General features: G+C 45.7%; 12 protein-coding genes. 3 read left to right on the top strand and 9 right to left on the bottom strand.

Annotated features, from left to right (window positions below; all coding sequences use genetic code 11):
* Positions 1-37: 37 nt before the first annotated feature.
* Positions 38-3,172, bottom strand: coding sequence for a T9SS type A sorting domain-containing protein (locus K1X61_00810; protein MBX7107162.1), 3,135 nt, complete (start codon positions 3,170-3,172; stop codon positions 38-40).
* 552 nt (positions 3,173-3,724) lie between these two features.
* On the opposite strand from K1X61_00810, the gene K1X61_00805 reads away from it, so the two are divergent.
* From K1X61_00805 to K1X61_00795, 3 genes are all read left to right on the top strand, one after another.
* Complete coding sequence (locus K1X61_00805; GenBank protein ID MBX7107161.1) at positions 3,725-4,378, top strand: NAD(P)-binding domain-containing protein; 654 nt, start codon at positions 3,725-3,727, stop codon at positions 4,376-4,378.
* 126 nt (positions 4,379-4,504) lie between these two features.
* Positions 4,505-4,999 (top strand): 6,7-dimethyl-8-ribityllumazine synthase, encoded by a 495-nt coding sequence (gene ribH, locus K1X61_00800; protein ID MBX7107160.1) that lies wholly within the window; start codon positions 4,505-4,507, stop codon positions 4,997-4,999.
* A gap of 127 nt (positions 5,000-5,126) precedes the next feature.
* Positions 5,127-5,963: an MBL fold metallo-hydrolase gene (locus tag K1X61_00795; GenBank protein MBX7107159.1), complete on the top strand. Its 837-nt coding sequence runs from the start codon at positions 5,127-5,129 to the stop codon at positions 5,961-5,963.
* Between the two features lie 173 nt (positions 5,964-6,136).
* Here K1X61_00795 and K1X61_00790 read toward each other — a convergent pair whose 3' ends face one another.
* From K1X61_00790 to K1X61_00755, 8 genes are all read right to left on the bottom strand, one after another.
* Positions 6,137-7,111 carry a TerC/Alx family metal homeostasis membrane protein gene (locus tag K1X61_00790; GenBank protein MBX7107158.1) on the bottom strand — a complete coding sequence of 325 codons (975 nt, stop codon included), beginning with the start codon at positions 7,109-7,111 and terminating at the stop codon, positions 6,137-6,139.
* Complete coding sequence (locus tag K1X61_00785) at positions 7,108-8,136, bottom strand: DUF4340 domain-containing protein (GenBank protein ID MBX7107157.1); 1,029 nt, start codon at positions 8,134-8,136, stop codon at positions 7,108-7,110. Before K1X61_00785 ends, K1X61_00790 begins: the two co-directional genes overlap by 4 nt.
* Before the next feature lie 97 nt (positions 8,137-8,233).
* On the bottom strand, positions 8,234-9,973 hold the full coding sequence (gldG, locus tag K1X61_00780; GenBank protein ID MBX7107156.1) for a gliding motility-associated ABC transporter substrate-binding protein GldG: 1,740 nt from the start codon (positions 9,971-9,973) through the stop codon (positions 8,234-8,236).
* A gap of 39 nt (positions 9,974-10,012) precedes the next feature.
* A complete protein-coding gene (gene gldF, locus K1X61_00775; GenBank protein ID MBX7107155.1) occupies positions 10,013-10,741 on the bottom strand; it encodes a gliding motility-associated ABC transporter permease subunit GldF in 729 nt (242 codons plus the stop codon).
* Between the two features lie 51 nt (positions 10,742-10,792).
* Positions 10,793-11,698, bottom strand: a complete 906-nt coding sequence (gene gldA / locus K1X61_00770; GenBank protein ID MBX7107154.1) for a gliding motility-associated ABC transporter ATP-binding subunit GldA — start codon at positions 11,696-11,698, stop codon at positions 10,793-10,795.
* A 240-nt stretch (positions 11,699-11,938) separates the two neighbouring features.
* Positions 11,939-12,985, bottom strand: coding sequence for a selenide, water dikinase SelD (gene selD / locus K1X61_00765; GenBank protein ID MBX7107153.1), 1,047 nt, complete (start codon positions 12,983-12,985; stop codon positions 11,939-11,941).
* Positions 12,986-13,300: 315 nt separating this feature from the next.
* The gene (gene mnmH, locus K1X61_00760; protein ID MBX7107152.1) at positions 13,301-14,353 is read right to left on the bottom strand and encodes a tRNA 2-selenouridine(34) synthase MnmH; all 1,053 of its coding nucleotides are present in this window, start codon (positions 14,351-14,353) and stop codon (positions 13,301-13,303) included.
* 137 nt (positions 14,354-14,490) lie between these two features.
* Positions 14,491-15,123: a 3'-5' exonuclease gene (locus K1X61_00755; GenBank protein ID MBX7107151.1), complete on the bottom strand. Its 633-nt coding sequence runs from the start codon at positions 15,121-15,123 to the stop codon at positions 14,491-14,493.
* Positions 15,124-15,406: the final 283 nt, after the last annotated feature.

Below are 15,406 nucleotides of genomic sequence, written 5' to 3'. Positions count from 1 at the left end.
TTAGTTTTGAGACAGCCTCTTTCCTGATACAAGCTGTTTATTCTATTACTAGTTTCCTGGTCACGATACCTTCATCCGACATCAGCTGCAACAGGTAAATTCCGGACGCGAGCTGATCACGCTGCAAATCGATCTGCAGCGTGCCGGCATCTGCCATTCCCTCGTATAACTTCCTTACCACTTTTCCATGTACATCGAGCAGGTTAAGCTCTATGCGGGAAGATTGTTCTAATTGCAGTTGAATCGTAGCGGAGTGGTTCAGCGGATTAGGAAATACTTCCAGCCCGTCTGCAGCTGTTATGGCATCGCCACCTGATTTTAGCGCCGCCGTTGTGAATGTTGCAACCGGCGAATAAGATGAAAATACCTTCGGAGCTGTCGCTACACACTGTGTCCTTATTTTCCACTTGTATTTTGTACTCGCACTTAATCCGCTTAACGGATAAGTTGAGCCTGTTACCAGCACTTTAGTCCAGGCAGATGCAGTGCTCACCTTATACAGCAGCTGAAATTTGGAAGCACAGGAGGGAGGCAACCAGTTCAATGAAGCGCTGCTGGAGGTGATGTTGCTCGCCGAGAGGCTGGTAGGCGCGGGACACGTGATCGCCAGATCTGATCCGTTATCAGTACCTGTTGTGGCAGGGTTTGACCCCACCACCCTTATTCTGTAAGCGGAACCCGTTGCAGTGGCAGGAATTACCGCACTGATGTTACCTGACGTTGTTGCATTTAATGATCCGATATTGGTGGGTGCATTGAAAATGCCATTGGCATCAGAAAGCTGCGCCGTAAACACATTGCCGGATGTAAAAGCGCCGCTGGTGGTATAAGCAACACTGATGTTTTGACCCGGACAAAACGAAGATGATGTAAAAGGTGTGGTGGCAATGGTTAGTGTGGGCGAGCTGCCTGCAAGATCTGCTTCATAAATTCCTCTTCCGTAAGTAGCTGCTACCAGTTTATCAGATGTATAATTGATTTCCAGTTCATGCACCATCACATTGGGAAGCCCGTCATTGTAAAATACCCAGTCGGATGTATTATCATCACGGTAGTAAACACCTATATCCGTGCCGATGTAAACGCGGTTGGGACTTCCGTTTTCATACACGATAGTATTGACGGGAATGTTCGGCAAAGTGCCGGAAACATTGCTCCATGTGCTTCCGCCGTTGGCAGAATGAAATACTTTGTTGCCTGCAGAATAACCGCTGAATACCACCCACAGATTATTTGGATCCGTATTACTGACGGCGATGTAGTTGATGCCTGCAGAGGCTACAGGCAGACCGGCGGTGATATCGGAAAACGGGGATGCACCATTCGTTGTTTTCTTCATCAGGCCAAGCGAACTGGTATAAATGTAATTGGTGTTGGAAGGCGCAACGGCGATTGCTGTGCAGGTGTTTCCGCCATAGATGTTGCTTCCAAAAACCGACCAGCTGCTGCCATTGTTGGTTGATCTGTATAATGATGAATAGCCGGCATACATTTTATTATGATCTACAGGATCCATGATGTATTGTGTCAGCCAGGCACCTGAGCTGGGCGCTACATAGGAGAATGAAGCGCCGCCATTGGTGGATTTATAAATGCTGCCATATTGTGTTTCAATAAAAACAATGTTTGCATTGGTGTAATCTACCAAAGCTTCCATTCCATCTGCACCATACACCTGCGTATAACTGGTACCGTTCCAGCGGTTGCTTCCGTTATCCTGCCATCCTGAATACACGATCGATGGATCAGTGGCCGAAGTGGAAAGGCGGTAGATCTGCGCTATGCGCAGACCGGCACTCAGATCAGTCCAGGAAGTGCCCTGGTTAGTGGATTTGAATATGCCGCCATCATTGCCCGAAAAAATGGTTTGTGTGCTGCCGGGAAGAAATTCAAGCTCATGGTTGTCTGCATGCACATAGTTGGATGCAGTATAAGGTGACCATGATGAAATGGTTTGCCAGGACGTGCCGCCATTAGTTGACTTCGCAACATATAAACCACCTGCCAGCAAGACATCAGCATTAGCATCTGAACACTCCAGGATCAGATCATAGTATCCATAGAAGCTCGCAGCTCCGCTTGGAGAAGCTTTTGTAGTCCATGTTGCACCGCCATCTGTACTTTTAGAAAGTGTGCCTGATTCACACAGCGCATAGATCACCTGTGAATTGGCAGCACTTGTTTCGATGGAAATTCTGCCTGTTCCGCATAAATTATCTTTCATCACGGTCCAGGTTTGTCCGCCATTGACTGATTTCAGCAGATCCTGGTTGCCGCCTGCATAAATTGTATTCGGGTCAGCCGTATTAAATTCAATGTCGTAGCAATGGTTCGCATTTACCAATGTCCAGCTCACACCGGCATCGCTGGTACGATAGATACCTGATCTGGTAGCTGCCAGCAACAGCGAAGAATTGGAAGGGCTGATCACCAGCCGCTGCACTATCTCTTTAATATTTTGTGTATAGGATAATCCGGTAGTTGACCAGGTCTGTCCACCATCAGTGGATTTCAGCACACCTGAAGAATACACACCGCCCCAGAAATCGTTGTCTGATTGCCAGGTTGCTTCATAGCCATACCCATCACCTGTTGCAATGTATATAATATTTGAATTGCCCGGGTCTACGGCAATGTCGGCAATACTGGTTACGGGAATGGAAGAAGTAATATCACTCCAACTGGCGCCACCGTCAACTGATTTCCAGACACCGCCGCCTGCAGCACCGATGTACATGGTGTTTGAATTGTTTGGATCAAACCTTATAACATTGATCCTACCCACACCGCCGCCATTTCCGGGAACTACGGCAGCACCGACTGGTGTCCAGTTGGCCGACCGTGTACCGAATGATTCAGGATGTGCGGCTTTGTAACTGTCATACTCTTTCATTGCAATGGAAGGGTCAGGAAGATTTCCACTCGGGAAGGTCCTCGCTTCCATCAGGTATTCCCAGCGTTTAAACTGGTTGTAGAAGCTTTTGTCCTGGCTGTCTTCGGCCTCATTTTCAGATTGTAATTGTGCAGGGTCAGGTTTTCCGAATTGACTGTAAAAATTTTCCTGTATCGAATAAAAATTGTCGGGAGCAAGCGACTTTGGCTGGAGGTTGTTATTGGCCTGTTGCTGCGCCATGGAAATTGATCCGGTAATCAACAAGATGAGTGTTGCCATGTAAAAACGCAAATTTTTTGATGGACTTACACACTTTGCAAGCTGTGCAGCAGACATAAAATTCGTTTTCATTGACTGGGGGGTTTGTTATTGGTTGAGAAAAGAGTGCCGTGCAAATCAGTTACACAGGATCACCAAAACTATTTGATTGGGTTGACTAAAAATATGAGCATTGTCATGTTGATGCTTCAAAGATTAATTTCACGGTTGTTTGTGAAGCGCAGGTCAGTGTATTAAAAAAATTTATGGTTTGAACAGGATGTGCATCTGAATGTAAATTGCTGAGCTGACCTTTCAGCAACACTTTCCTTTTCCCTTCATTTAACCAAGGCATTTCTATTTGACGAAGCTAAAGATAAAGGAAAAGATGATTCGGTGTTGTTGGTTCGTGTAAATACAAATTGACAGGCTCAGTCATGATGAAACATTCTAGCTGATGTTTATACACCGGCTGATTTTTTTTACATCCTTTTCCATGTATTTTTGATGAAATGATGAATCAATCAAAACTCCTCAATCAATTTTTTCCGTAACTCTTAAACTTACCATACTATGAATATTGGAATACTCGGTACCGGTTCAGTGGGAAATGCCATAGGCACCAAACTCATTCAACTGGGGCATACCGTAAAAATGGGATCCCGCAATGCAGCACATGAAAAAGCCGTTGTATGGGCAAACAATAATGGATCAAATGCTTCGACAGGTACATTTGAGGAATCGGCACGCTTTGGCGACCTGCTCGTGCTGTGCCTGAATGGTGCAGCCACCGTGGAGGCTATTAAGATGGCCGGCATCAGTAACTTCACCGGTAAGACCGTGATTGATATTACCAACCCATTGGATTTTTCCGCGGGCATGCCACCGAGCCTGTTTATTGGCAATACGGATTCACTGGGCGAACTGGTGCAACGCACTGTGCCGGAAGCGAACGTAGTTAAAACACTCAATATTGTCACTGCCGAAGTGATGGTGAATCCGGGCCTTGTGCATGGTGATATTGACATGTTGCTTTGCGGCAATGATGAAGGCGCAAAGGCAAAAGTTTTGCAGCTGCTGAAAGATTTTGGCTGGCAGCACGTGATTGATCTCGGCGGAATTCAATCGTCACGGTACATGGAATCTTTTGTATTACTGTGGGTAAACCTGTGGCAAAAATTTGGTGATCCGTATTTTGGGATCAGGTTTGTACGGAAGCAAGGGTAGCGCCATTGATCCTGAAAGACGGATTTCATCTGTACCTTTGTCACGCTTCCGGTATTGAAATTCCTTTTCATGGCTCGGAGAAGAAATCAAGACTGCTAAACTTTTTATTCATACCTGTTTCAGTATATGTCATCTGTCATAAAAAACCTTTCTGATTATCGCCTCACCGAAAAACCGGAATTATCCACGGCAAAAATCGGTGTGATCGTTTCATCGTGGAACACAGAGATTACAGAGGCCTTGTACCGGGAATGCAGGAAGACACTTGTGGATTTATCGGTAAAAAAAAAGAACCTGTTACGGCTGGATGTGCCAGGAAGTTTTGAATTAGCGGCTGCCGCAAAGTGGCTGATTGAATCCAAAAGAATGGAAGCAATTATCTGCCTCGGTTGCGTGATACAAGGGGAAACCCGGCATTTTGAATTTATCTGTGATGCAGTGGCGAACGGAATAATGGAGCTGAACATTCGTTATTCCACGCCGGTAATCTTCGGAGTACTCACCACCAACGACCTTCAGCAGGCACTCGATCGTGCCGGTGGCAGGCATGGTAATAAAGGAACGGAAGCAGCCGTTACTGCCGTTCAGATGATATTATTGAAAAGGAAACTTTTGAAATGAAGCTTCTTGTTGCAGGCTAATGGCCGTTATGGTAGCATACATAGCCCTTTGTGTTTCATGATGAATTTCCTCATTTCTTAATTGCTGACGCACTCAATGTTACATCAGCAATCAACCTTCAGTTGCCATGCAATTATACTCTATTGATACCGGTTATTTTAAGCTTGATGGCGGTGCCATGTTTGGCGTGGTACCCAAATCAATCTGGAATCGCATCAATCCTGCCGACGATCAGAATCTCTGTACCTGGGCCATGCGCTGCCTGCTGGCAGAAGAAGGAAACAGGCTGGTGCTGATAGATTGCGGCCTTGGCAACAAGCAAAGCGAAAAATTCTTCTCTCATTATCAGCCGCATGGTGATAAAAACCTGTTGTCATCACTTCACAGCCACGGATTTTTACCGGATGATATTACGGATGTCTTTCTTACACATCTGCACTTTGATCATTGTGGCGGCGCAATCAACTATGATTCAGAGATGAGGGCAGTGCCTGCCTTCAGGAATGCAACCTATTATTCCTGCGAGCAGCACTGGCAGGCTGCCACCATGCCTAATCAGCGGGAGAAGGCTTCTTTCCTCAAGGAAAATATCCTGCCAATAAAGGAAAGCGGGCAACTGAAGATGCTGGCGGATGGAGAGGAATTATTTCCGGGGTTCAAAACAAAATTTGTGTACGGCCATACGGAAGCGATGATGCTTCCGCTCATTCAATACAGAAGCAAGACTATTGCTTATATGGCTGACCTGATTCCCTCTGCAGGACATATTCCGGTTGCCTATGTTATGGCATATGATATACGGCCGCTTATTTCATTGCAGGAGAAGGAGTCGTTGCTGAATACAGCAGTGGAAAATAATTATGTGCTTTTTTTTGAGCATGATCCTTCTATTGAAGCCTGCACCCTGGTGAAGACCGAACGGGGCATCAGGATGGAGGCGGCGATAGAAGTAAGCAGGTTATAACAGCCATGCAACTGAAACTTCTTACGGAAGCAATAAGACGCCAATGAGCAATGTTTGTCCGGAATACCTGCCAACACTTTCCAGTATTGAGAACTGATAATTGAGATGAACTCTTATGAATCTTTACCGGTGAAAGTGCTGAAGTGGATTATCCGTCAGGGCTGGCAGCCAAATCATCCGCCATCATTTTTTTCTTCTTTAACAGTGCGCACCGGCTTATCCACGAATATGGAAACCATCACCGCTATGCCCAGGATGGTGCCGATAACTGCCAGCGACCAGTGTGTAGGCACAGTGATATGAAATATTTCGAGCAGCATTTTCAAACCGATGAATATCAGTACCAACGAAATGCCTTCCTGCAGGTAATCAAACTTATCTGCCATATTTTTTAGCAGGAAAAACATGGCACGAAGACCCATGACAGCGAAAATATTGGAAGTGATGATAACGAGCCTGTCTTGCGAGATGGCGAAGACGGCGGGAATAGAATCCAGTGCAAATACGAGGTCGGTGGAAGCAATGATCATGATCACCAGGAAAAGCATGGTATAATAAGTCTTGCCGTTTTTCTGTACCCTGAAATGTCCGTCGCCTTCTGTATCAATCAAGCGGAAGTAACGTCGCATCAGCTTATACACAATGTTTTTTTCAGGGTTAAACTCATTCTCGCCACCGGACAAAAGCATGTGCGCACCAGTGTAAACGAGTATGGCGCCAAAGAAGTACAGCACCCAGTGAAATTGTTCCACGATCAGGATGCCGAGAAAAATAAAAATAACACGGAAAATCACGGCGCCGATAATTCCATAAAACAACACCTTGTGATAATACTTTTCTGAGATCCTGAAATAAGAAAGTATAAGAATGAAAACAAAGAGATTGTCGGCCGACAGCGAATATTCCATGAGATAAGCGGAGATATATTGTAAGCCTTTCTCTGTGCCATGATAATAATACACCAGGTAACCATAGGCCAGGGCGGTGCTTACCCATCCTCCTGTCTGCAGCAAGGCACTTCTGACGGTCATCGGCTTATCGGAACGCTGTAACAGACCGATGTCAAGCAATAGAAAAAGGAGGACTATAATGCCAAACAGTACATATAAAACATCGGTGTCGCCAAACTGATCAATCAGTGCATTCATCTTTGGGTGCTCGAAGATTTGGAACTGAAATATGCAAAACTTTTTAACAACCTGCCGAAATGAAAACGTTGAAGTATCACAAAATCTTTGTCGTTGTGAACGGTTGCAAAGAAGCGATCTGCATCGTAGAGGAGTTCATTGCCTTTCGCATCAAATTGTTCGCTTGTTGAATTGCGTGGCATGTGGTAACACGTAACGGTTTGTGTTTGCCGGCGCCTGTCGGTAACAGCGATCGAACAGAAAGAAGGTGTTTGCAGGATGGAATCCTTTTTCGGGAGATCATTCACGTAACTCTCGCAATAGACGGAAGCATACAATGCTAAATAGTTATGGACTTTCTCCTTATTAAAATTGCCGGTGGTGAGTGTGCCCTTGTTGTTATTGCTGATTTCGAACGAGTCGGCGCCAAGTACTTTAATGGTAAACGAACTGTCGGGCTGACCGGCGTAGTCTACAGTAATCATGTTGATCTCATTGCTGCTGAGACGAAACAATGCTGTGCTGCGGATCACCTGTTCATCGGTAACATAACGGGTGTCCAGTACACCTTCAAAGGCAGGTACAGACACTACATAAGGATTTTGTGATCCGTTCATTAAGAAGTAAGTGCCTTCAGAATCCAGCGTTCCTCCGCCAACGAAATAGGACTTTATCATCGTGCCTTCCCTGTCATAAATTTCTACCTTCTTGTTACTGCTGGCAAGGGCGGTAATCACGGTTTTTTCCGCGGCTTCCGGCACAGGATAACTTACATTCAGTTTTTTTATGGTCGCCAATAATGATTTCATGTAATCAGCTCTCACTTCAAAACGGTCATTCACCGTCCAGCCATTGCCGGTGCGCAGGAGTACCACTTTCTTGCCTGTCATGTCGGCGATGAATATTTTGTAAATGGCAGCAGTATCCTCCACCGCGAATGACTTTTCTTTCTCATTCAGCGTGGACGAACTTTTCCTGATAACCAGAAAATAAACGGCGGCAGACAGCATCAGCAGGAGTAAAAAATAAATTAATGTTTTGTTCATTGTAGTAATGCGTCTGTTAGTTTATCATTCATTTAAGTTCCAATATTGGTGTAATATGTTCTGGCTGCACTTTGCGTGCATGGTTCTTCTATTCCACTTAGTGTGCGTATTGGCGATGGCGGATGAGATTGAAGAGCAATGCAAAAGCGAGGAGCAGGCCAATCGGCAACAATGTATTGATTAACTGCCAGCGCGTTTTTTCTGCCTTCACCTTCTCAGCATTGAGCAGCCTGAGTTGCACTTTTTTTGAACGGGTATCCAGGTGTTGCGTATAGCCCGTAAGATAGTCCATGCAATTCAAGAGGAAGTCACGATTGCCGAAATATTCACCGGTGAAACGATAGAATCCGAGCGGCAACGGCTGACCCTGCGCATTCACTTCATTCCTGGCAATATCACCATCTGCTATCACAATCATTTTCGTTTCGGCGCTCTTTTCCCTGAAAGGCATCTTCAATGAGTCGCTCAGTGTCTGCAGCATTTCAGGCGCTATGCGGTTGGCGAATATCGATGGAAAGCTGCCTTCGAGTAATACGGCCGTCATTACTTTTTTCTTGTTGTAAAGCTGACCATCCGGCCTTGCCTTCAGCTCTTTGAAATCCACCAGCCAGGGTGTAAACACGAAACGGCTGTGATCACCTGAAGTGAGCAGGACCGTTTTGCTGACCTCTTTGAGCGCAAGCGTGTCTATCGATGCGGTAAACATAGAAGATACGGCGTTGATGCCCTTGTTGATGGGATGATTTCCTTCAGGTGTGAAAACCGGAAAGTAATAGCAGGGAAAGAGGTTGAATTTTGGTTGGGTTCCTTCATAGCTTACGAGCAGGGGAACGGGATTGCATTGCAGATCAAGCAGCAGGCCGGGATTAATACGTATGCCATACCTGAACAACTGATCTTCGAGATTGAGCGGATAATCGGTTGTCATAAACGACCGCCGCTTTACCACCGTGTCAAGTTCCGCATTCAAAGCTTCCACCAGCCACAGGATTTTTCCGCCATTCATCAGGTATTGATCAATCTTGAATTTGTTTTGCTCGCTGAATGATTGCGTGGGTTTTGCGATAATGATCGCTTTGAAATCTTTTTTTATTTCTGTTACGCTGTCCGGATAAATGACCTGCAGATCGTAAAATGCCGACAGGCTTTTGGCATAGTCGGCCATTGCCAGATTGCCGAGCTCACCTTGTCCCCTGATGATTCCTATCCTGGGTTTGCGAATCATCGACATGGATTCAATAGCTTGCGCAAATTTATCTTCCAGGTGTGCAACGGAGTTATTCAGTGCTTCCTGTGCAGCCGTGCCCGGTGTATTTTCCAGCAGATTGACTGCTACCTGCCGCCCTTTATAATTCACGAGGGCGCCGGGAACAATGATTTTCTCCGAGTATTCATCTCCTGCATTGTTCCTGACATTGGTAGGCTCCAGTCCTTTCAGGGCAAATTCTTTCAATATTTCATTGAGCTCCTTTTCACTTTTGCCTTTCGTAGGATCTTCGAACTCATATTGGATCCTGTCGCCGCCATATACTTTAAATTCATTCAGCAGTTCTTTCGTGCTTGTTGCGAGACGTTTAAATCCTGCGGGAAAATCACCTTCAAGATAGATTTTCACAAAGACAACGTCATCCAGCCTGCGTAATAACTGCCGCGTTGAATCGGTAAGCGTGTAGCGCCGGTCTGAGGTGAGATCCGTGCGTGTAAAAAAAACGGATGACAATACATTCAATGCGATGATGATACCGATCACGATCGAAAGCTGCAACAAGGCATCCCGTTTATATGTTCTTCTTCTTGTCATGAGTCTGCAGTAACCGGCAAGCCGGCATTTCTTCATTCCGCTTTAATTATTAAGCAACAGCGGGCTTAATCTGTATTACCACTTACGGCTGTCCAATGTTGTTTTCGTACATAAAATAAAGATCACCACCAATGACAAAAAGTAAACCACGTCACTTGAATCAACTACCCCACGGCTGATGGAATCGTAATGATATTGCATGCCGATGGACTGTATGATGGTATCTGCCTTGCCGCCGAACAGCCCCAGTCCGCTTAATGCATCAAAGGAGAGCAGGGCCATGAAGCTCAGGAAGGCTGACAAAACAAATGCGACGATTTGATTTTCGGTCAGCGCGGATGCAAAAAGCCCTATGGAAACAAATGAAGCACTGATCAATACCAGGCCAATATAAGAGCCCCAGCTTGCACCCGAGTCAATGTTGCCCGGCGGTGATCCCAAAACCCGGATGGTGTAATAATAGAGCAGTGTAGGCAGCAGGGCAAAAACTACGAGGAACCAGGCTGCGAAAAATTTACCCAGTACAATCTGTAAGGCGGTCACCGGCCTGGTAATCAGCAGCTCAATGGTGCCTGCCCGTTTTTCTTCTGAAAACATGCGCATGGTGATGGCGGGAATCAATAGCATGAAAACCAGCGGAGCATTGCTGAATAATATATCCAGCGTGGCATAACCATTATCCAGTGCATTGTTGGGAAACACCCACATGATGAGCGACATCAAAACCAGGAATACCGCAATGGCGATATAGCCGGTGAGGGATGAAAAAAATGCCGTGAGTTCTTTTCGGAAAATGGCTATCATGTCAATCACCTGTTATCGCTGCCGCGAAACAGGATTTTCATTCTTTGTGTTTCAGTTAACCCGTGTCAGTTCCTTGAATACTTCCTCCAGCGATTGTTGCTCAGCCGTCAGTTCCGTGATGGTGAGCTGATTGCTGACGGCATATTTGAATATCGCTTCCTGCAATCCCTGCTGTCCATAAATTCTCCACTTGTTTACGCCCGTTGCTTCCACATGACTTACGCCGTTCATCTGCGATAAACTCTTCTTATCTACGCTCTGTTTGAAAGACACGAGGATTGCGCTTCCTCCATCGGTTGCCTGCTGCAGCCTTGCAATGGTATCATCGGCCACAATCTTTCCTTTATTGATGATGATGACCCTGTTGCAGATGGCCTGCACTTCCTGCATGATATGGGTGGAAAGAATCACTGTTTTTTCCTTACCCAGCTCTTGGATAAGCTGTCGAACCTCCGCCAGTTGATTAGGGTCAAGACCTGAAGTAGGTTCATCCATTATCAGCACCTTGGGATCGTGCAACAATGCCTGTGCAATACCTACACGCTGCCGGTAACCTTTGGAAAGCGATCCGATTTTCTTATGCTGTTCTTTTTCGAGACCTGTTATGCCAACCATTTCACGCACCCTTGCTGATTTGTTTTTTACACTGTTCAGCCGCGCCACAAAGTGGAGAAATTCTTTCACGTACAGATCGGTATAAAGCGGGTTGTTTTCGGCAAGGTATCCGATATGCTTTCGAGCTTCCAGTGATTGTTGCCCGATATCAAATCCGCAGACTGCGGCCTGACCTTCATTTTGCGGAATATAGCCGGTTAGAATTTTCATGGTGGTGGATTTTCCGGCGCCGTTTGGACCCAGAAACCCGAGCACTTCCCCCGGCTTCACTTCAAAGGAAATTCCATCAACAGCACGTTGCCCGCCATAAATTTTTGTAAGTCCTGAAACAACTATTGACAAAACTGCAATGGAATTTTGATTGAAGAATGGCTAACGCGATGCGAAAATATAAAATTGCATTGTGTGGATTTCAAATATGCAGCTTGTATGGTGCTGAAGAGCTGAAGATTCACTTTTGAAGTGAGCAAATTGCTGATCGAAATCCAGGCCCTGAAGAGCATAGGAATAGCGGTGCATGATTAATCAGGACAAGCGAACGGATCATTCCGTTGTTGCTGTTCATTTGATAAATGCTGCCGATCAAACTACCGTCACCCATTTGCCATCTTTTTTTTCATGCAACATTCCAATGGCTTCCATGTGTTTTTCCATCTTCAATTCATGCAGCAGCTTTGTAAAATCAACAGCCGATGCTGCATCAACGGCAATCAGCAGCCCGCCACTGGTCTGCGGATCGCAAAGTGTTACCAGCCGTTCGCCTGTTACGCCTTCCACTTTCGGTTCATAGCTTTTCCAGTTTCTGAAAGTATTGTCAGGCGCTACAAATTGCTTTGCCAGTGCTTCCACACCTTCTATCAATTGAATGTCAGCATAACGAATGGTGGCTGACAGACTGCTTCCTTCACACATCTCCAGCAAGTGGCCAAGCAAACCAAATCCGGTTACATCAGTCATGGCATGCACATATCCAAGCGTGCCGAAGCGGCTGCCTGCATCGTTGAGTGTACACATCAGCTCAATGGCAGGAGATAATGCTTCTGCTGCAATCAGCTTTCTTTTTAAGGCGGTGGAAAGGATGCCGGTACCGATAGGTTTGGTAAGAAACAGGAGATCGCCGGCCTTAGCCGTATTGTTTCGCTTGATATGTTCTTTTTCAATCAATCCACTCACACTTAATCCGAAGATTGGCTCCGGGCTGTCAATGGTATGTCCGCCTGCTAACGGAATACCGGCAAGCGTACATATCGATTTGCCACCTTGTAGCACTTGCTGAGCCAGTGCAACCGGCAACTTTTCCACCGGCCAGCCCAGCAAAGCGATAGCCATTAACGGCCTGCCGCCCATCGCATAGATGTCGCTGATGGCATTGGTGGCAGCGATTCTTCCATAATCGAAAGCATCATCCACAATCGGCATAAAAAAATCGGCTGTGCTGATCAGGCAATCACCGTTGGAGAGTGCATACACCGCTGCATCGTCACCTGATTCATTGCCAACCAGCAAACCCGGAAATAGCAGATCAGATCTTGAACCTTTTAGTATTTCCTCGAGCACCAGTGGGGCGATCTTGCAACCGCATCCTGCGCCATGACTGAATTGGGTGAGCTTTATTTTATCTGCTGGCATAATTTAGTTGTCTGTTTCTTTTTGCAAAGGTTTCAATCGTTTTCGTTGCGAATTGTAAACCAGGCTATAGATGAATTATCATTATTAATGAAAACACAAAAGTCCGGTGGTTTGAACAGGCTGACGGATATTTAAGGCAAAAGTAGTGTTCACGCGGTATGCTTAGCAGATTTTTTGAAATGAATGGGAGAGAACCGCAAGGCTACCATATAGATTTTCTGATTTGCTCATTATACAATTCAGGCAGCCTTTCCCGTGGCTATATTTTAATTTATGATGAGCGCAGGATGATAACCCTGTTGCAGCATCTTATTGTCAGTTGTGTGTGTTCTGTGCTGTGGAGAAAATGTTATTCATTGCCTTCAGAACCAGTGACGCATTGATCTCCGGATCTGTTGTTGTGGATTCAATACGGTAAATCAAGTCGGCATTTCGCTGTTCCGTAGCACGTGCATAGGTTTTGTCGTAATAATGCAACAGGATGGAAAAAGCGCTGTTGTAATCTCCGTTTTCAAGCAGCTCAATGGTATTCGTGGTTTGCAGTCCACCCAACCGTTTACGTATGCGCAAGGTGGAAGCCGCCAAATCACCTGCGTTGTAGCTGCCATAAGTTTTTAGCAGGTGTTGCAGTCTTTCCTCAAATGGAATTTCAAGGTATAATACCGGTGCATTTCTCATCTGTGCCCATAAAGCGTTGGGAATGTTCACCGGTCCGATACGCTGGCTTTCATCTTCCAGCAGCAGTGGAAGCGCTGCATTCGTCTGCCGGAATTTCATGAACAGGTCATTTTCAAACTGTTCCTGTGATGGGGGAGGCGGTTCACCCAAAGCGCCAAAAGCAGAACCTTTATGACAGGCCAGTTGCTCAAGGTCAATCACCTGCGATGAATCTCTGATCAGTTCCTGAATGATGGCAGTTTTTGCAGAGCCGGTTTTACCTCCCAGAATCACCAGCTTTCTTGATTCGCTGAATGACTCCAGCACCTTCGACCGGTATGCTTTATAGCCTTTGTTGAGGGTACTTACCTTATATCCGAAAAGGTCAAGCATCCAGGCTACCACACCACTGCGCATGCCACCACGCCAGCAATGCACAAACAGCTGTTTATCGTTTGTGATTTTTGCAAGATCGCTGATGATACGCTGCATGTTTATGCCATACCATTCAAGCGCTTTCATCATCGCTGCTTCACGGCCTTGCTGCTTGTAGAGAGTACCAACTATGGCACGTTCATCATCAGAAAACAAAGGAAGACTGATGGCGCCTGGAATATGAGCATGCAGAAACTCAGCAGGCGACCGTACATCAATGACCGGATGGCCTGCCGACTGCTGCAAAAAATCTTCAATATTGAGTTTTTGAATCACGGAAGAAGAACGAAAATAGGAAGAATACGGCTTTGGCAGGAACCTAAGATTGATCCGAAAGCTTTTTCAGGTAAAACGCAGGTCATTAAAACTCATGCAGTCCATACAGGATTGTAACAAGCTAAGCAAGCTGATCATCATTCCATCTCACGATAGTAGTAACGTTTGCCTTTCCTGACCAGCTCCGGCTTGTTGCGTGTAGAGATCAGCTTTTCCGGAGTGATGCCTCCTAAATATATATGCAGTTTGGTGGTAATCTCTTCCATGATGCTGACTTGGTTTTCACGAAATGCCATGCTGGCAATCAGGGCGCAGGCCCTGGCATCTGATTCGGCATGATGGTGATCTAACTCAATGCCCAGAATCTTGGTGAGAGATTTCAAACCGTATCGTTGATGTTCTTTCCACACTTTTTTCGCTACCTTAATGCTGCAGGTAAAGGGCATTTCGCTGAAAGAAATTTCATAATGCATCAGCAGGCTTCGCAGCACATGCATATCAAAACCTGCATTATGGGCAATCAATAACTGGTTGGTGAAATAGGGCAGCAATCGTGGCCATAGCTCCTTGAAATCAGGCTGATCGGTTACCTGTTCGGCCCCAATGCCATGCAGCATGGTATTAAACGGATTAAAGCGAAGATCAGGTGGCCGGATGAGGAAAGAGGCCGTATCAGTCACCTTGTAATTGCGCACCACGGCAATGCCCAATTCACAGGCGCTGGTGGAAAGTTCATTAGCGGTTTCAAAATCAATCGCAACAAAATCCATAAGGTCGGCTATAAGCGTTGTGCAAAGTAATTAATTGAAGTTCGATTTGAAAAAATTGCCGGACCCGCTATTGACTTTCAGGTGTTTGTAACTTAATTGTCAGAATTTGCGGCAATAGAAATCGCCGGATGAAACACCGGTCTTTTTCAATACATTTGTCGAAAATTTAAGCGTTGAAAAAACGGGTACCCGCCATCTTGCTTTTTATTATTTTGTGTAACTATATGGGGTACTGCCTTGTTTTTCGCAGTGTGGAAATCAGTGTTAAAGGTCATGCGCTTGA

It is taken from the genome of Chitinophagales bacterium (genome assembly GCA_019694975.1).
Taxonomy (GTDB): domain Bacteria; phylum Bacteroidota; class Bacteroidia; order Chitinophagales; family UBA10324; genus JACCZZ01.
Note: the sequence above shows the minus strand (reverse complement) of the source record. Positions and strands in the feature narration are given on the sequence as shown.